Origin of the sequence: Exiguobacterium sp. Leaf196 (genome assembly GCF_001423965.1) — a bacterium.
Classification (GTDB): Bacteria; Bacillota; Bacilli; order Exiguobacteriales; family Exiguobacteriaceae; genus Exiguobacterium_A.
Window position 1 is genome coordinate 403,596 of sequence record NZ_LMPV01000001.1, and the last position, 17,557, is coordinate 421,152.

22 protein-coding genes are annotated in these 17,557 nt (G+C 47.6%); 19 read left to right on the top strand and 3 right to left on the bottom strand.

The features are described 5' to 3' along the window. Positions 1–7 precede the first annotated feature (7 nt). The 8 genes from ASG02_RS02095 to ASG02_RS02130 all read left to right on the top strand — a co-directional run bounded on the left by ASG02_RS02095 (position 8) and on the right by ASG02_RS02130 (position 6,110). Positions 8–1,204: an ABC transporter substrate-binding protein gene (locus ASG02_RS02095; RefSeq protein WP_056060376.1), complete on the top strand. Its 1,197-nt coding sequence runs from the start codon at positions 8–10 to the stop codon at positions 1,202–1,204. Then, positions 1,191–1,949, top strand: a complete 759-nt coding sequence (locus ASG02_RS02100; protein WP_056060380.1) for a hypothetical protein — start codon at positions 1,191–1,193, stop codon at positions 1,947–1,949. Before ASG02_RS02095 ends, ASG02_RS02100 begins: the two co-directional genes overlap by 14 nt. Then, the gene (locus tag ASG02_RS02105; RefSeq protein ID WP_056060383.1) at positions 1,946–2,692 is read left to right on the top strand and encodes a hypothetical protein; all 747 of its coding nucleotides are present in this window, start codon (positions 1,946–1,948) and stop codon (positions 2,690–2,692) included. The genes ASG02_RS02100 and ASG02_RS02105 overlap by 4 nt, the downstream gene beginning before the upstream one ends. Beyond that, entirely contained in the window at positions 2,664–3,551 is an 888-nt protein-coding gene (locus tag ASG02_RS02110; protein ID WP_035408932.1) for an ABC transporter ATP-binding protein, read from the top strand. The genes ASG02_RS02105 and ASG02_RS02110 overlap by 29 nt, the downstream gene beginning before the upstream one ends. Position 3,552: 1 nt before the next feature. Further along, a complete protein-coding gene (locus ASG02_RS02115; protein WP_035408929.1) occupies positions 3,553–4,134 on the top strand; it encodes a CDP-alcohol phosphatidyltransferase family protein in 582 nt (193 codons plus the stop codon). Continuing rightward, on the top strand, positions 4,131–4,721 hold the full coding sequence (locus ASG02_RS02120; protein ID WP_056060386.1) for an NUDIX domain-containing protein: 591 nt from the start codon (positions 4,131–4,133) through the stop codon (positions 4,719–4,721). The genes ASG02_RS02115 and ASG02_RS02120 overlap by 4 nt, the downstream gene beginning before the upstream one ends. A 155-nt stretch (positions 4,722–4,876) precedes the next feature. Continuing rightward, positions 4,877–5,413 carry a PadR family transcriptional regulator gene (locus ASG02_RS02125; RefSeq protein ID WP_056060389.1) on the top strand — a complete coding sequence of 179 codons (537 nt, stop codon included), beginning with the start codon at positions 4,877–4,879 and terminating at the stop codon, positions 5,411–5,413. 79 nt (positions 5,414–5,492) lie between these two features. Then, on the top strand, positions 5,493–6,110 hold the full coding sequence (locus tag ASG02_RS02130) for a DUF5320 domain-containing protein (protein ID WP_056060392.1): 618 nt from the start codon (positions 5,493–5,495) through the stop codon (positions 6,108–6,110). Between the two features lie 65 nt (positions 6,111–6,175). Here the strand turns inward: ASG02_RS02130 and ASG02_RS02135 are convergent, their stop codons facing one another. After that, complete coding sequence (locus ASG02_RS02135; RefSeq protein ID WP_035408915.1) at positions 6,176–6,835, bottom strand: type 1 glutamine amidotransferase domain-containing protein; 660 nt, start codon at positions 6,833–6,835, stop codon at positions 6,176–6,178. 67 nt (positions 6,836–6,902) lie between these two features. Next, on the bottom strand, positions 6,903–7,757 hold the full coding sequence (locus tag ASG02_RS02140; RefSeq protein ID WP_035408912.1) for an aldo/keto reductase: 855 nt from the start codon (positions 7,755–7,757) through the stop codon (positions 6,903–6,905). A 167-nt stretch (positions 7,758–7,924) separates the two neighbouring features. On the opposite strand from ASG02_RS02140, the gene ASG02_RS02145 reads away from it, so the two are divergent. From ASG02_RS02145 to ASG02_RS02195, 11 genes are all read left to right on the top strand, one after another. Then, on the top strand, positions 7,925–8,455 hold the full coding sequence (locus tag ASG02_RS02145; RefSeq protein ID WP_056060395.1) for an NUDIX domain-containing protein: 531 nt from the start codon (positions 7,925–7,927) through the stop codon (positions 8,453–8,455). Positions 8,456–8,556: 101 nt separating this feature from the next. After that, positions 8,557–9,039 (top strand): Fur family transcriptional regulator, encoded by a 483-nt coding sequence (locus ASG02_RS02150; RefSeq protein WP_023467675.1) that lies wholly within the window; start codon positions 8,557–8,559, stop codon positions 9,037–9,039. A gap of 125 nt (positions 9,040–9,164) precedes the next feature. Next, positions 9,165–10,049, top strand: coding sequence for a site-specific tyrosine recombinase XerD (gene xerD / locus ASG02_RS02155; RefSeq protein ID WP_056060398.1), 885 nt, complete (start codon positions 9,165–9,167; stop codon positions 10,047–10,049). 117 nt (positions 10,050–10,166) lie between these two features. After that, complete coding sequence (gene deoB / locus ASG02_RS02160) at positions 10,167–11,339, top strand: phosphopentomutase (protein WP_056060400.1); 1,173 nt, start codon at positions 10,167–10,169, stop codon at positions 11,337–11,339. 18 nt (positions 11,340–11,357) lie between these two features. After that, complete coding sequence (locus ASG02_RS02165) at positions 11,358–12,170, top strand: purine-nucleoside phosphorylase (RefSeq protein WP_029341181.1); 813 nt, start codon at positions 11,358–11,360, stop codon at positions 12,168–12,170. 46 nt (positions 12,171–12,216) lie between these two features. Beyond that, positions 12,217–13,518, top strand: a complete 1,302-nt coding sequence (locus tag ASG02_RS02170) for a pyrimidine-nucleoside phosphorylase (protein WP_029341182.1) — start codon at positions 12,217–12,219, stop codon at positions 13,516–13,518. A 104-nt stretch (positions 13,519–13,622) separates the two neighbouring features. After that, positions 13,623–14,267: a hypothetical protein gene (locus ASG02_RS02175; protein WP_056060404.1), complete on the top strand. Its 645-nt coding sequence runs from the start codon at positions 13,623–13,625 to the stop codon at positions 14,265–14,267. 83 nt (positions 14,268–14,350) lie between these two features. After that, entirely contained in the window at positions 14,351–15,355 is a 1,005-nt protein-coding gene (locus tag ASG02_RS02180) for a S66 peptidase family protein (protein WP_056060407.1), read from the top strand. 104 nt (positions 15,356–15,459) lie between these two features. Continuing rightward, on the top strand, positions 15,460–15,897 hold the full coding sequence (locus ASG02_RS02185) for a peptidylprolyl isomerase (RefSeq protein WP_023467682.1): 438 nt from the start codon (positions 15,460–15,462) through the stop codon (positions 15,895–15,897). A gap of 97 nt (positions 15,898–15,994) precedes the next feature. After that, complete coding sequence (locus ASG02_RS02190) at positions 15,995–16,522, top strand: type 1 glutamine amidotransferase domain-containing protein (protein ID WP_056060410.1); 528 nt, start codon at positions 15,995–15,997, stop codon at positions 16,520–16,522. Between the two features lie 152 nt (positions 16,523–16,674). Next, positions 16,675–17,022, top strand: coding sequence for a GNAT family N-acetyltransferase (locus tag ASG02_RS02195; protein WP_023467684.1), 348 nt, complete (start codon positions 16,675–16,677; stop codon positions 17,020–17,022). Positions 17,023–17,039: 17 nt separating this feature from the next. On the opposite strand, the gene ASG02_RS02200 is transcribed toward ASG02_RS02195, so the two are convergent. Next, entirely contained in the window at positions 17,040–17,504 is a 465-nt protein-coding gene (locus ASG02_RS02200) for a DUF309 domain-containing protein (protein ID WP_056060413.1), read from the bottom strand. Positions 17,505–17,557: the final 53 nt, after the last annotated feature.

Sequence of the window (17,557 nt, forward strand, 5' to 3'; positions counted from 1 at the left end):
ACAACGAATGAAAACAAAAGTAATCAGCTTTCTTGCCTTAGGTACCCTGCTTGCAGGATGTGGGTCACCGGATGCAACACCGGAACCGAAGAATGTCTTAGGAACTTCTTATCAGACAATTGAAAAAGAAGCGGAAAAATCAACGGTTCGGATGTACATGTGGGGCGGCGATGACGGCATCAATGCCTACATCGATGAGTACGTAGCACCGCGTCTGAAGAAGGAGCACAATATTACGTTAGAACGTGTCCCAATCGAGACGGCAGACATTATTCAAAAATTACGTGCTGAGAAAAAGGCAGGTAAGGAAAAAGGCGTCATCGATGTCGTCTGGATTAATGGCGATAACTTCTTGAATGCTAAAAAAGATGAGTTACTTTATGGGGAAATTACAAAAGTTCTTCCAAACATGAAATACGTTGATGCTGCCGCCCAAAGTTCAGATAGCGGTACGAAAACAGACGGGCTCGAAGCCGCATGGGGAAAAGTCCAATATACGTTGCACTATGACGCAGCTGATGTAAAGTCGCCACCAAAGGACTTACAAGCGTTGAAGTCTTGGGTCAAGGAAAATCCAGGACGCTTCACGTATCCAGAAGTGACGGATTTTACAGGAAACGCCTTCGTCCGTCACGTCATGTATGGTGTCGAATCGAACGCGACCCTAAAAGACCCAAAAGCAGACTTCAAGAAGACATGGGCTTACCTGAACGAAATCAAACCGTACCTCTGGAAAAAGGGGAAGACGTATCCGAAGACGCTTGCGCAACTCGATCAGTTATACGCGAAGGGAGACGTCGACTTCACGATGGGCTTCAACGAACGACGGGCAGAACAAGAAGTGAAGTCAGGAACGTTTCCGAAACAAACGCGTCCGATTGTTTTGAAGGATGGCTCAATCGCATCGACCCATTTCCTTTCCGTACCATTCAACGCACCGAACCCGAGAGGTGCACTCGTTACGATCAATACGCTGTTGTCACCAGAGGCACAATTGAAAAAATATGATGCGACTTACTGGGGCGATGGAACGAGTCTCGATTTGTCGACACTTGATCAGGCAGAACAAAAGCAGTTCGCTGATGTACCGGCCGCACCGTCGACACCGAAGCCGAGTGTCTTTGAAGGGAAAGTCCGGACGGAACTAGATCCATCGGTCTTCGAGATGATCCGTAAGGAATGGCCGTCTCGTGTGGCGCGGTAACGTATATCCTGCTGCAATTCTGATGGCAGGGATGGTCTTATACGGGCTGTGGGTCAGTGTTTCAATGACGTCACCCGCCGACTATCATGAGCTACTGACGGATGACGTCTTTTTAGAGAGTCTAACCGCCAGTAGTTACGTTGCCATCGTGAGTACGGGCATTGCCTTGATCATCGGTGTGATGCTCGCACGAATCTTGAGCAGAACACGGCTAGCGGTGTTGCTCGCGATTCCGTTATTCATTCCTCATCTAGGAGCGGCGTATCTCGCAATCCTCTACCTCAGTGATGTGCCGATCATCGGACCGCATGAAGGGAACTACATCAGTGTCATCTTGACGTATCTATATAAAGAAATTCCGTTCGTCTTTTTTTATCTCTTACCGGTTGTACGACGTCTCGATCCACGTTACCAAGAACTTGGTATGATGCTCGATTTATCGCCAGTGCGCCGATTCTGGCATGCACGGGGTGTGTTCCTGCTCGTTCCCATGCTTGAAGCCGGCTTTATCTTACTTGCCTTTATTTTATTCGCGTATGAAATTCCGGCATTGCTCGGCGTGACCTATCCGAAATTACTTGGCGTCTATGCCTTTGACTTATACACACAAGGTGATTTATCGGAACAACCGCTCGCTTTTGCGATGAGTGTCGTCTTGACGGGTGGACTTTTCCTCTTACTAGTGCTCATGACGGGTTTAACCCGCCCGTTGGCAACGAAGATCAGTAGGGGGCGAAGTGAATGAAAAAAACTAGCGTCATCGTATGCGTTGTTCTTCTTTTCAACGTTCCATTGATCGGATTAATTCCGGGAGAATGGAATTGGAATCCGCGTCTTGAAGCAACGCTTGGTACGACCATTGCGATGGTCTGTGCCGTTATATTGTTAAATCATCTTTTCGGATACATGGCAGGAAAAGCGATCGCTTTTCAAACCGGGATACGCATTCGTATAGCAGAGTTCTTGATTAGTTTGCCGCTATTCGTTCCCGTCTTATTGTTGTCGTTCGGTCTCTATTTGACATGGATCCGGCTCGGTCTGGCAGATCGTTTTTTCGGTGTACTGCTCGTGTTGCTTCTGCCGACATTGCCATATACAGTCCGTTTGTACACGAACGGATTTCAGACGCTCGGTGAGCGGATGCTCGAACAGATGGTCTTGCTCGAAGGAAATCGATTCAAACGTTGGTTTTATTTGACAGGACCGATGTTACGATCGACATTACAGTCCGTGACGTTGCTCGTCACCGTGATCACGATCAGTCAATATGCTCTTGTTGCGTTGATTGGAGGCGGAATCGTCCGCATGATCGCACTGGAAGTGTTCCCGGCGTATTCTGGTAATTCGCAGGAGGCAGCTCGTCTGGCAACACTTTGGTTGATTGGATTACCTGTTCTTTTTTATGTATTACAAGCCGTTATTTTTTCTAGCTGGATACGAATCGTACGGAGGCGTTTAAATGGAAGTCACGATACAACAAGTCAATAAACGATTTGGAAGCAAACAAGTGTTGTCTGATATCGATGTAAGCATCGCGTCTGGACAATGCGTGGCTTTAGTCGGACCGAGTGGTAGCGGGAAAACGACGCTTCTCCGCCTGATTGCGGGTCTCGAACGTGTGACGAGTGGAGTGATTCGATTTGGGGAACGAGACGTCACGACACTCTCTCCGAATCAACGAGGTGTGACGATGATGTTTCAACGCTCTTTATTGTTTCCGCATTTGAACGTTGAACAAAACATTCGCCTCGGTGCGAAACAGTTAACACCGATCGAACTTGATTCTTGGTTATATCGCGTCGGACTCGAGGGGAGAGGACGAAGTGCCATCCACGAACTTTCAGGGGGTGAACAGCAACGTGCGAGTCTAGCTCGTGCGCTGGCGAGTCAACCGGACTTCTTGTTGCTCGATGAACCGTTCTCGAGTCTAGATGTACCGAGACGACGAGAACTTCGGACATTGATCCGAAAGTTGACCGAGGAACAAGGCGTCACGACACTGCTTGTCACGCATGACCGGGAAGAGGCAATGGCGATGGCGGATGTCATTTATGTTTTGGAACAAGGACGGATCGTGGATCGCGGCACACCGATCACGCTCAGTCAGACAAGTCCGTTTTTCGGTGAAGGCATCTACATCGAAGCGACTTGGTATCCGTTGACGTCAGTTAACTTGGTCTCAAGACCGACGAAGGAAACGGATGAGCGTGTTACGATTACGAAAGAACTCATTCAATATGGCGTACGGTTCTACGAAGTGGAACGGCCATCAGGCGAACGGCTCGTACTTTCTTCAGACGAGACGATTCATTCGATAGAAGGGTATATCGTTAGAAAGGAGGGGTGACATGTTAGATACGCGTGCGCGTAAAATCGTTCAACCCCTGTTTGATCAAGGGGCGACCTTATTTAAGAAAATTGGATTATCAGCGACGCAGGTGACGATCATTTCGGGAATCATCGGCGGTGCGACGGGCTTTTTCGTCTATAACGACATGATGGGAACGGCAATTGTCCTATTGTGGATCTCGGGTATGCTCGACGTCATTGATGGCACGATGGCAAGAAAAGAGAAGACAACACCAATTGGTACGATCCTTGATCTTGTTCTCGACCGAATTGTCGAACTGTCAGTGTTAATTGGTCTCGCACTCCGGTTTCCGGAAACGCAGGTTGTGATTCTGTTACTTGTCGCATCATTCGTCATTGGGATGACGATGTTCCTTGCGATCGGAGCAGTTAGTGAGAACTACGGTTACAAGTCGTTTCAATATCAACCAGGACTCATCGAACGAACGGAAGGATTCCTATTCTTGACGGCGATGATTCTGTTTCCAAGTGCTATCATCTGGATCGCAAGTGTTTTCTTGATCGCTGAACTCTATACGGTTGGAGAACGATTCCATCAAGCATCGAAGGTGTTACGATGAGTGAACAAGAGATGATCATGACGGTGGACCGAGCTGGGAATCCGCTCGGACCGCGTCCGCGATCAGAAGTCCACGCAAAAGGTCTATGGCATGAAACGTTTCATTGTTTCGTCTATGATCCAACGCGGGACGTCGTGTTGCTCCAGCAACGTTCTGAACAAAAGAAGGACTTTCCGGGAATGCTCGATATCACGGCAGCCGGTCATCTGCTTGCAAATGAGACGGTTGAAGATGGTGTCCGGGAACTCGAAGAAGAGATTGGTTTAGCTTATACCTTTGATCAACTAATACCTCTTGGAGTTCAGGAGGAGGAGTTTCGGGATGCGACACTTTGGGATTGTGAACGATGCCATGTGTTTCTCGCACAAAGTGATCAAGCGTTAGAATCGTATAGGCTCCAGGAAACCGAAGTGAAACGATTAATCGCTTTTTCGATTGAGCAGTTGGATCGCATCGCTGACGTGACGATTGAGCGTATTCAGGATAAAACAGGAGAATGGTTCGATCGTCATCAATTCGTTCCGCATCCTTCTTCTTACTGGAAACATGTCCAACAGGGAATCGAAAGATTACGTAACCTAAGCTAATCTTGAGAATTATGACACAGAACGACCTACGATCGAATGTGATGTCGACGTAGGTCGTTTTCATTCGTACATTTGTTCGACACGAGAGTAGCGGAATTCAGGTATATTTGAGATAATTAAGTATATATACAAAAGAAGGAAAGAAGGTGCAGCCAGTGGCATTACGATTTGCACTACTCGGGCTGCTGACCCAAGGGGAAGCGACCGGTTATGATTTGAGCGCGACTTTTAAAAAACAGATGATCCACTTCTGGACCGCACATCATACACAAATATACCGAGAGTTGTTAAAAATGGAAGAGGCAGAACTTGTGACGAGCGTTCATATCGTTCAAGAAGATCTGCCGGATAAGAAAGTCTATTCGATCACGGATAAAGGGCGGACGGAGCTCGTCGAATGGTTACGGACACCGAATGAATTCAAACCGAAGATGAAGGATGAGAACTTGATGCGGGTCTCGCTCTTGCATCTTCTCCCACTAGAGGAAGCTGTCGCTTATCTAGAAGAATCGAAGCGACACCATCAATTTGCCGTCGAGATGATGCAAAGCTGGCGTCACGATCATCTCGAGAATGGTGCGACACTAGGTGAGACCTTGACGAGTGAATACGGCTTGCGTATGATGTTGAATTACTTGGACTGGTGTGATTGGGCGATCGCGGAAATCAGAAAAAACGGAGCGAACGTCTAACAAAACTGGCTCGACTGTCATGTAGATGGCGGATTCGAGCCAGTCTTGTTTTTGATGAGATGAAGTAAGGAGTTAAACCATGTACTTTAATGATTACGAAGACTGGATCGAAGAAGAAGCAGAAGCGTTATTTCACCTACATGAAGAACCGTTGACGCGAGAAGCGACGTCGTATTCGCAATTTACGGCGTATGTAGAGGAGGCACTCCTCGAGCCATTATTACTCAAATTACGCTGGCTCGGAGAAGCGGAAGAAGAGGAGATTCTAGAACAGGCGGATCCAACCGTCTGGAAGAATGCTTCGGGCAATTCGGAAGCCTCACTTCGACGAGATGTATTAAGACGGGTCGTCGAGCGAGACTTGACGGCGCATATCCTTGCGTACCTGACACCGATTCTTGAAGCTAGACAAACAGCTTATGTGACAGAATTAGAACAGCTTCAATTGGCCCATGCTGAACAAATGGATGAGGTCAAACAGCATGAGCAACAGATCGAGAGCGGACCACCACCTGAGAAAATTAAAAAGTGGTGGTATTTCAAAGAAAAAGAAGTAGCTCGTTCCTTTACAGAGGAAGAACGATCAATGCTGCGAGCCCAACAGCAACAACTCGAGGACGAGTTAAAGCGACTCGAACAAAAAACACGTGAGACAGAAGCTGATCTCGAACGATTGGATTCACTTCACCGTCTATAACGTATGAAAAAATGGAGCAGGCGACATACCGTCGCCTGCTCCATTTTCTATAAGCACTGTTCCTATTAAGCTTGTGTAGCCAGTTTCGCAAGGACTAGTTTTGCGACTGCTTCACTTGAAGCCGGGTTTTGTCCTGTGACGACATTGCCGTCGATGACAGCGAACTCTTTACCAGCATCCGATGTCAGGAAAGTAGCCCCTTCACCGCGAAGTGTCGTCTCGAGCAAGAATGGTACTTTATCTTCGAGACCTGTTGATTTTTCCTCTTCATCTGTAAAGCCGTTGATTTGACGACCTGATACGAAGGGTTTGCCATCGATCATGACGTGCGCGAAGGCAGCAGGACCATGACAGACCGATGCGACGACGCCGTCTTTTTTGATGACAGCTTCGATAGCACTCGCCACTTGTGGGTTATTTGGGAAGTCGACGACCGCACCGTGACCACCTGGGAAGTAGACAGCGTCAAATGATGCTGGATCTACTTCAGAAAGTGCTTTCGTATCGTGCAACGCACGGCGAGCATCTTGGAATTTCGGTAAGATTTCTTTGACGATCGATGCTTTATCGATCGGAACATCTCCGCCTTTGATGGACGTGACCGTCACGTCATGTCCTGCATCTTTGAACAGGTTGTAGGGTGCTGCGAACTCCTCGAACCATAATCCTGTTTTGTGACCATTCATGTCATCTGCGCTTGTTGATACGATTAAAATACGTGCCATAATAAAACTCCTCCTCTGTATGAACGTTACAAAGAAGGAGATTCCCGGAGAAGTGGAGTGTTAAACCTTACCGGTGTTCGGTATAGTGATGAACTGGCAGTGTAGCAAGCGCCTGGTCGATCTGAGCTTGCGAAACCGGCTCTCTCATCGCTTGGACGTTTGCTTGAAGTTGCGACACGCTTGACGCACCTGGAAGGACGATATCGACCTGTTGATCGATTGCTTGCAATGCAAGCGCTGGAAGCGGGAAGTTTTGTAATTGTTGTAGACTGGCTTCAAGCGTCTCTTTATCGAACTGTTCGAAACGATCAACCGACTGCAGGCGTGAGGCACTTTCGTGTGTCAACAGTCCTTTTGCCAGTGGACCGCGGGCAACGACTTGGATGTTTTTCTCTTTTAAGCGTGGTAACAACTCTTCGATGCGACGATCGAGCAATGAATAAGGCGTCATCAAGTAAGAGAAATTACTATGCTCAAGCCAATATTCGATGACGTTCGGTCGCAATGACGAGAGACCATATTCCTTGATTTTCCCCTCTGCTTTTAAGTCTTCCATCGCGCGAATCGATGCGTCGATATCGTCGTCCATCGTGCCACCATGGACGTAATATAGGTCGAGGTAAGGTGTTTCGAGTCGATTTAAACTTTCAAGACAGGCTTGCTTCAAATAGTCATAACTCGGATCCCATGTCCAACCGGTTCCGGTCGCATTCATTCGATTGCCACCTTTTGAGGCAAGAAACAATCGACTACGATCCTCTTGCGCGAAGGTTTGACCGATAATCGATTCGACGGCTCCGTTTGCATAGACATCCGCTGTGTCGAAATGGGTGATACCCGCGTCGAGTGCCGTCCGCAGGATTGCTGCCGCTTCTTCCTGTCCGCGTTTTAAGATCGTCATCGTACCTAATCCTAATGACATGTTCAATTCCCTCTTTTCTTAAATGAACTGTAAGTTTGGAACTTCTGCATTCTAGTGTATCATATCTTATGAAAAAGACGGCTTGAAGTCTTGCGGCAATACGTCGGAAACGGCATACTAATCATGACAGAGAACGTAAACTAGGATAGAAGAGGGGAACACTACCGATGGAAGAAAAAACGATTGAACGTGAAGTGATCTATGAAGGAAAAGTTTTTGATGTCGAGAAACATGTCGTCACGTTACCGAACGGTAATACCTCGGTTCGTGAACTGGTCTATCATAATGGTGCCGTCGCCATCATCGCTTTTGATGAACAAGGGGATCTGATTGTCGTTGAACAATATCGGAAGGCGTTCGAGAGTCTATCGATCGAGATACCAGCGGGCAAACTCGAGAAAGGTGAAGATCCACTCGATTGTGCCGGACGTGAATTAAAGGAAGAAACAGGTTACGTCGCGAAAGAGTTACGACATGTCTTTGATTTCTACGGTGCGCCTGGTTTCTGTAGCGAACGTGTACATATTTATGAAGCGATTGGTCTTACTGCAGGTGATCGTCAGCTCGATGAAGATGAGTTCCTTGAGAACAAAACATTGAAGCTTGAACAAGCGCTCGAACTCATAGCAAACGGAACGATTGTCGACGCGAAGACGATCATGGCGATCCAGCATTGGCAGATCCGTACTTTAAAATGATTCTCATTTAAATGATTTTCAGTTGATAATCATTTTAATTTGAAAAAAGACTGAGTTTCAGCTATGATAATAGCATCAGTTCGAACAAAGGGGGCGCTATGATGGAAAGTCGTGTAGAACGCATCAAAAAACAGCTAAGCGGTAAAGGATATAAGCTGACTCCCCAACGTGAAGCGACTGTGCGTGTCCTGCTCGAACATGAGTCGGATCACCTCAGTGCCGAAAATGTCTTTCTCCTTGTAAAAGAAAAGAACTCCGACATCGGACTTGCGACGGTTTACCGGACGCTCGAATTATTGACGGAGCTCGAAGTCGTCGATAAGGTCAACTTCGGAGATGGCGTATCCCGGTTTGATTTACGACAAGAAGGTGCGAGTCATTCGCATCACCATCTCGTCTGTATCGAATGTGGATCCGTCGAAGAGATTTTAGACGATATGCTTGAAGAAGTAGAGAAAGAAATCGTGTCCCGATTCCATTTCAAAATCAAGGATCACCGCCTGACATTCCATGGCGTCTGCCGTGTCTGCCAAGAGCGTCACGCTCGGGAAGCGTTGGAACAATCGCAAACACAAACAGTCTGACCGTCCGAGGAAATTTCGGATGGTTTTTCTTTTTCGATTTTTATAGGTCAGACCTCTTCACAACGGTTTACACCTTTGATATGATGGGAAAGTAAGCGATTTCGTAAACGAAGAGGATGAGTTCAGTGCGTGAACAACTGGAAGCATTTATCAACTATTTAGTGATTGAACGGCAAATGTCCGCGAATACGGCAGCTGCGTATCGAAATGATTTGAATCAATACTTACAGACGCTCGAAACAGCGGAAGTTTCTTCGTTTGAACAGGTTCACCGACATCATATCGTCGACCACATTGAACGATTGCTTGAAGCACGCAAGTCACGATCGACGGTCCGCCGGGCGACGAGCTCAATCCGTTCGTTCCATCAATATCTGGTCGAAGAGAAACTAACGACGCATGATCCGTCCCGTCATCTTGATTTACCGAAACCGGAGAAGAAGCTTCCCGTCGTCTGGAGTCAAACCGACGTCGAACGTTTACTTGATTCGGTCGTCGGTGTCGATCCGCTTACACGACGAGATGCAGCAATGCTTGAGCTTCTCTATGGAACAGGGATGCGCGTCAGCGAACTGCTACAACTGAAGTTGAACGATTTGCAACTCGAACTAGGGTATCTGTCGTGTATCGGGAAAGGGAACAAGTCCCGTATCATCCCGATGAGTTCGACATCGATTGAAAGCGTCAGGACATATCTTGACCTCGCGCGTAATAGTCTCGGTGGTCAACAGACGGACGATGTCTTCTTGAACAGTCGCGGTGATCGTTTATCACGACAAGGTTTTTGGAAGATGATCAAACGACGAGCAAAGGAAGCCGGTATCGAAAAAGAAATCACGCCGCATGTCTTGCGTCATTCGTTCGCGACCCATCTTCTTGAAAATGGTGCTGATCTACGCGTCGTGCAAGAGATGCTAGGGCACGCTGATTTGTCGACGACACAAATGTATACACACGTCAATAAAGCACGACTCCATGACGTGTATAAGAAACATCATCCACGGGCATGATGGTTCTATCTTTTAAAGGTCTGACTTCAGACAATTAATGCGTTTTGTCTAGTTCCTTTACGGGAAAATTCGTAACGGGAATCGCACAACTACAGCTCGTAATAGGAGGAATAGCAAATGGCTCAATCATTTAAACGTGTATTTTTGATCGTCATGGACTCCGTAGGAATCGGAGAAGCACCGGATGCTGAACAATTCGGAGATCTTGGTTCACATACGCTTGGTCACATCGCGCGTGAACGTAGCGGATTAAACATGCCGAACATGGCAAAGCTCGGACTTTCACATATCGAGCCGGTCGAAGGTGTCTCGGCTGCAGAAGCACCGCTTGCGGCATACGGGAAAATGCAGGAAGTATCTGCAGGGAAAGATACGATGACGGGGCACTGGGAGATCATGGGACTGCGGATTGATACACCATTCCGTGTCTTCGAAAAATTCCCAGATGATTTGATTCATCGCTTAGAAGAGTTCTCAGGGCGGAAGATCATCGGGAATAAACCGGCTTCTGGTACGGAAATCTTAGACGAACTCGGACAAGAACATGTTGAAACAGGCGCCTTGATCGTCTATACGTCGGCAGACTCTGTCCTTCAAATCGCAGCTCATGAAGAAATCGTTCCATTAGAGGAACTGTACCGGATTTGTGAATATGCACGCGATATTACGCGGGATGACCCGTACATGCTCGGTCGTATCATCGCACGTCCATTCCTTGGTGAGGCAGGGGCGTGGGTTCGGACAGCGAACCGTCACGACTATGCACTTAAACCATTCGACCGGACAGTCATGAACGAACTTGAGACAGCTGGACTTGATGTCATCTCACTCGGTAAGATTGCTGATATCTATGACGGCGAAGGAGTGACCGATGCGATCCGTACGAAGTCGAACATGGACGGCATGGATCAACTCGTGAAGCAACTCGATCGAGACTTCAACGGACTCTGCTTCTTGAACCTCGTCGATTTCGATGCGTTGTTCGGACACCGTCGCGATCCGCAAGGTTACGGACAAGCACTCGAAGAGTTCGATGCCCGTCTTCCGGAAGTGTTTGATCGCTTGAAAGAAGATGATCTCTTGATCATCACGGCTGACCATGGAAACGACCCGGTTCATGCTGGGACAGACCACACGCGGGAATACGTACCGTTGCTTGCTTATTACAAAAACAGTGTCGCAAAACCGCTCGGTATCCGTGAGACGTTCGCTGATCTTGGGGCAACGGTTGCTGAAAACTTCGGTGTCAAAATGCCGGCACACGGAACAAGCTTTTTAACAGAACTATAATTCGAGGGAGCGATTCAGATGACAGTCAACTGGAATGAAACACGTTCGTTTTTAGAAAGCAAGATGCAGGCGAAACCGGAAATCGGATTGATTCTCGGTTCAGGACTTGGTGTCCTCGCAGATGAGATCGAAAACCCGATCGCGATTCCATACCATGAAATCCCGAACTTCCCGGTTTCAACGGTCGAAGGACACGCTGGGCAACTCGTCTTCGGAACACTTGAAGGGAAACAAGTCGTTGCGATGCAAGGACGATTCCATTTCTATGAAGGATACTCAATGGATATGGTGACGTTCCCTGTCCGCGTCATGAAAGCAATCGGCGTTGAGACATTAATCGTTACGAATGCAGCCGGTGCATGTAACGAAGCATTCGAACCAGGTGATTTGATGTTGATCACGGATCACATCAACTTCTTCGGTACGAATCCGTTGATCGGTAAGAACGTCGACGAGATGGGACCGCGTTTCCCGGACATGTCGAAGCCGTACGATGCGGAATTACTTCGACTCGCACAAGAAACAGCGGATGAACTCGGGATTCGTGTTCGCCAAGGTGTCTACTTCGGAAACACAGGTCCAACGTATGAGACACCTGCAGAAGTCAAGATGGCACGGATGCTTGGAGGAGATGTCGTCGGTATGTCGACGGTCCCTGAAGTCATCGTTGCCCGTCATTCAGATATGCGTGTTCTTGGGATTTCGTGTGTCTCGAACATGGCAGCAGGCATTCTCGATCAACCGTTACATCATGATGAAGTCATCGAAACGACAGAACGTGTCCGGGCACACTTCCTATCACTCGTTCGCGGTTCGATCAAAAAAATGTAACGACAGTTTTAACACTCACAAACCACTCCTGAGGAGGAACTAGATTATGCGTATGGTAGATTTGATTGCAACAAAACGAGACGGTGGCGAACTCGCAACAGCTGATATTCAAGCAATGGTAGAAGGATTCACGAATGGTGAAATTCCAGATTATCAAATGTCAGCGATGTCGATGGCGATTTTCTATCAAGGAATGTCAGATCGTGAAATCGCTGATTTGACGATGGCGATGGTCAACTCGGGTGACGTGATCGACCTTTCACGTATCCACGGGAAAAAAGTCGACAAACACTCGACTGGCGGTGTCGGTGACAAGATCAGTCTGATTGTTGCACCACTCGTTGCGTCAATCGGTATCCCGGTTGCGAAGATGAGTGGTCGCGGCCTCGGTCACACAGGTGGAACAATCGACAAACTCGAAGCGTTCCCTGGTTTTGACGTTGAACTTTCAGAAGAAGCATTCGTCTCACAAGTCAACGACATCAAGATGGCTATCATCGGTCAAACAGGTAACTTGACACCTGCAGACAAAAAACTCTACGCATTACGTGACGTCACGGCGACGGTTAACTCGATCCCATTGATCGCAAGTTCAATCATGTCGAAAAAAATCGCAGCGGGAGCAGACAGCATCGTACTTGACGTGAAGACAGGTTCAGGTGCCTTTATGAAATCGTTCGAAGATGCTAAAGCACTCGCGACAGAGATGGTTTCGATCGGTAAGAGCGTCAATCGTAAGACAGTTGCTGTCATTACAGACATGGATCAGCCGCTCGGCTTTGAAATCGGTAACGCAAACGAAGTCAAGGAAGCGATTGAAGTCCTTCAAGGAAAAGATGTCCGTGACTTGAAAGTCATCGCATTGACGATTGCATCACACATGGCAGTCCTCGGTGAGTTCTACCCGACGTTCGATGAAGCGTATGCGGATCTCGAAACACGTCTTGGTAACGGGGCAGCACTTGACGTCTTCAAAAAGTTTATCGCAGCGCAAGGCGGCGACGCGTCACTCGTTGACGACATGACAAAAGCACTTGAAACGAAATACGAAAAAACATTCGTTGCTTCAAAAGCCGGTTATGTCTCTGAAATCATCGCTGACGAAGTCGGTGTTGCAGCAATGATCCTCGGAGCAGGACGCGCGACGAAAGCAGATGAGATCGATCACGCAGCAAGCGTCACGCTGCATAAAAAAGTCGGCGATCGTGTCGAAGTCGGCGATGTCATCGCAACGCTTCGTTCAAACAAAGAAACGCTCGACCAAGCAATCGAAAAAATGGATCACGCGTATCACATTAGTGAAACGAAACCGGAAGCACGTCCGCTCGTTCACGCTGTCATTCAATAATCCATCCGATAAGCAATATCTGAGTAGTGGACTTCGTCCGCTACTCTTTTTTTGTGATAAAATTAAAAGTGTAAAAATATGGATATACGCAGAGGAGCGATCGCATGAAACGTTGGTTCATAGTAATTGCCAGTTTAGTTGGAGTTATTGGCGGCGGCGCATTGATGATGACGTCCGCTTTTACACAGGACATGGAGTCAGATGGAACGAAAGAGGCTGAAATACAACAAAAAGCAAAGACATACTTAGAGAAGCATCTTCCGGAAGCAAAGGTGACCGGTAGTATTTACGACAATATGGGAAATTTTTCGTTTGAGTATGCAGCGCGAGCAGTCGATGAAAAAACGAATACCGAGTTTTTCGTCTATCAACAGAAGAAGTCCGGAAAGTTCGTCGATACGTATCATGCGGCACTTTGGGAAGATCGGTTAGAGCGACGGATTCCGTCGCCGACTCTCAAAAAACTGAAGGATCAATTGAGCGTGACCGTACTTTATGACAACGATAAAATTCAGCGACTTGGTAGGGTCCGTTTTGATTCAAATGCTTATTTACGTGCGGAAATCGCTCCGACGCTTTTGGTGGACGTGCCTCGCAAACGACATGAACAGGATAGAGCACAGATTAAAGAGTGGGCAAAGTCGTTACGTGAGCAAGGGATTCTTCGGCACATGACGGTCAAGGTCGATTATGTTTCAGAAAAGGGTGAACTACTGGAAAACGGAAATTCACTCTTCGTGACGTTATAAAGTAGATTGAAAAAACGAGAGTGCGCGATTCTCATGCGATTTGTTATACTGGAAATACTTGTAATGAAAAAGGGGGAATTTTCATGAAACCACCACGCTTACAAAAAGGAGATAAGATTGCCATCGTCTCACCGGCGTCTGCAATTGCGGCATACGTGCCACGTCGACTTGCACGCGGTATTGCAACACTTGAACAAATGGGATTCGAGGTTGTCTTAATGCCGAATGCAACAGCTGTTCATAGTCATACAGCAGGAACGATCGGCGAACGTCTGCAAGACTTACATATGGCGTTCGCTGATCCGTCGATTAAGGCGATTATCTCGACAATCGGTGGGTTTAACTCGCACCAGTTGCTCGATGAACTCGATTATGAGTTGATCCGAAACAATCCGAAAATTTTCGTCGGATACAGTGATATCACGGCACTGTTTGCTGGCATCTATCAGCAGACAGGATTGACGACGTTCGTCGGACCCGCACTGCTGACGCAGTTCGGTCAATTCGATGGTCTTGATCCATATACGGAAGAGTCATTCACTCGTACGTTCATGCAGACGGAACCGATCGGTCGGATCGAAGCGTCGGAGGAGTGGACGGACGAGATTTTACGCTGGGACGTCGCAGATGACCGAAGACGAGAGCATCAAGTGAACGCGGGATATACGATCGTTAAGACCGGTGTCGCAGAAGGTCCGATTCTGACGGGGAACACGGGAACACTTTTGCTGCTTGCTGGGACACCATACTTGCCATCATTTGACGGTGTCGTCTTGATGCTTGAGGATGACGAAAGTGAGACGCCGGAAACGATCGACCGCTATTTTACTCAATTGCGACACATGGGTGCGTATGACAAGATTGCGGCGCTCGTCGTCGGACGCTTCCCGCGCAAAGTCGATTTTGATCCCGATTTTCCACTCAAAGATATCATTTTGCGCGCAACGCGGGGGTATGATTTCCCAATCGTTCTTGATGCGGACTTCGGACATACGGATCCTGTCACGACACTCGCGAATGGAATTCAAATTCGTGTCGAAGTAACAGATTCGGTGACACTTGATGTGTTAGAGGCAGCCGTCGAGTAAAAAGGTCTGCACGATGCCCTGAAATTTGGTACACTGTACGATGGAATCACGATCTTAAAATCGTGACGAATCTCTAGCTGAAAAGCACGAAAGGTTGGTCAAACATGCAAAAAACTGGTCATATCTTATTAGAAGATGGAAATAAAATTGAATTCGAATTGTTCAACGATGAAGCACCGATCACGACTGAAAACTTCGAAAACCTTGCAAACTCGAACTTCTACGATGGATTGAACTTCCACCGTGTCATCCCAGGCTTCGTCTCACAAGGCGGATGCCCAATCGGAAACGGTACAGGCGGTTCAGGAAAAACGATTCCTTGCGAAACGTCTACATCATACCCACACAAACACAAAGCGGGTTCACTTTCGATGGCACACGCTGGTCGTAACACTGGATCAAGCCAGTTCTTCATCGTACATGAGCCACAACCGCACCTCGACGGTGTACACACAGTCTTCGGACAAGTGACTTCAGGTCTCGAACATGCACAAAAAATGAAGCAAGGCGCTGGCATCAAAGAAATCCGCGTCGAAGCATAAGTTCTTGCTCCTCTTCAAACGTTTGAAGAGGAGTTTTTCTTTTTTTAGAAGCGGGTACAATCAGTAAGGGAACTCAACTAGTAAAGGAGTGTTTGTCATGCGTTTAGAAGGAAAACGAATCATCCAAGTCGTCAGCAATGACTTCGAGGATTTAGAATTATGGTATCCTGTCCATCGCTTACGTGAAGAAGGCGCGATCGTCGACATCGTCGGGGAGAAGTCAGACGAGACGTACATCGGGAAGTATGGCGTCCCAATCAAATCGAATAAGACGTTCGACGAGATCAATCCAGCCGAATACGATGCAATTCTTGTTCCAGGTGGTTGGTCACCCGATTTGTTACGCCGCTTTGACTCTGTCCTGAACATGGTGCGTCATTTTGACCAAAACAAACAACCAATTGGTCAAATCTGCCATGCTGGTTGGGTGCTGATCTCTGCTGGCATCTTAAAAGGTGTTAATGTCACGAGTACGCCAGGAATCAAGGATGACATGACGAATGCAGGTGCGATTTGGCACGATGAAGCCGTCGTCGTCGACGGACATATCGTCTCGAGCCGTCGCCCGCCTGATCTACCAGATTACATGCGTGCTTTCATCCAAGTGATGGAAGAACAAGCATGATTCAGATGCAGGGGACGTCACATGACGGTCTCCTGCCTTTTTCATGGATTATGAAAAAAATGCAGTAATTCTGTGTGAGAAGGTGTAGAATGAATGAGTCTCAGTCGTTCATGCTCCTGAGAGTTGTTGAAATTAGGAAGGTGTAGAATCACATGCTAGTAAAATATAAGAAGTTGAATGAACGGACCGCGATGGGGCTGATCGCTTTTTCGTGCGAAGTGAAGGATCCGAAGTATTTGCTTGAAACGGTTCAAGCCTATGAACAGGAAGAAGACCAACGCTTGTATTTGTACAAACAAGATGAGGATTTCGTCGGTGTCATCGGGTTTCAATTAATGGATGGCCATGCTGAATTGAAACATATCGCGTTATCACCGTCTTTCCGTGGAGAACGGATGTCGTATCTCCTACTCGATGAAGCAGCCAAATTGCTTCGAACGGATATTACGGGTGCGACCGAAGAGACGCAACGCCTCGTCGACAAATGGAAAAATCAATAAAAAGACCGGTCCATGGCTTAGATGGACCGGTCTCTTCGGTTTTGTAGCGCTTCTTGCCGTGCAAGAACGACATCCGTACGATCACGCAAACGATGTTTATGCGTCACGTAGTCGAGATCAGGTGCTGTCGCTTCCAGGGCGACGGTTCGGATGACGTCCGGGAAGACTGGTAACGGAATGTGTCGATAGACCGGCTCCGTAAAGTGGTTCCGATAATCCAGCAAATATGAGACGTCGATCCCGGACGCAATCAGTGTTGCCCGGTGGCGTTCGATTTTATCAAATGCTTTCGCATATGTCCGCTGTGCCCCAGTCGTATTGCCGCGGCGGTGATGATAGCGGGCGACGGCGAATTGAATTAAACCAACAAGTGCTTCGTCCTGGCGTTGTCCTTCTTGCCAGACTTCCTCTAAGATTTCATGGCACTCGAAGTAATCGTGCCGGATGTTGAATTCAAATACGAATCGCTCGATCGGATTCATGGAATCACCTCTTCCTTTTGAATATAACATAGTCGAACCCATCCGTTGTATGG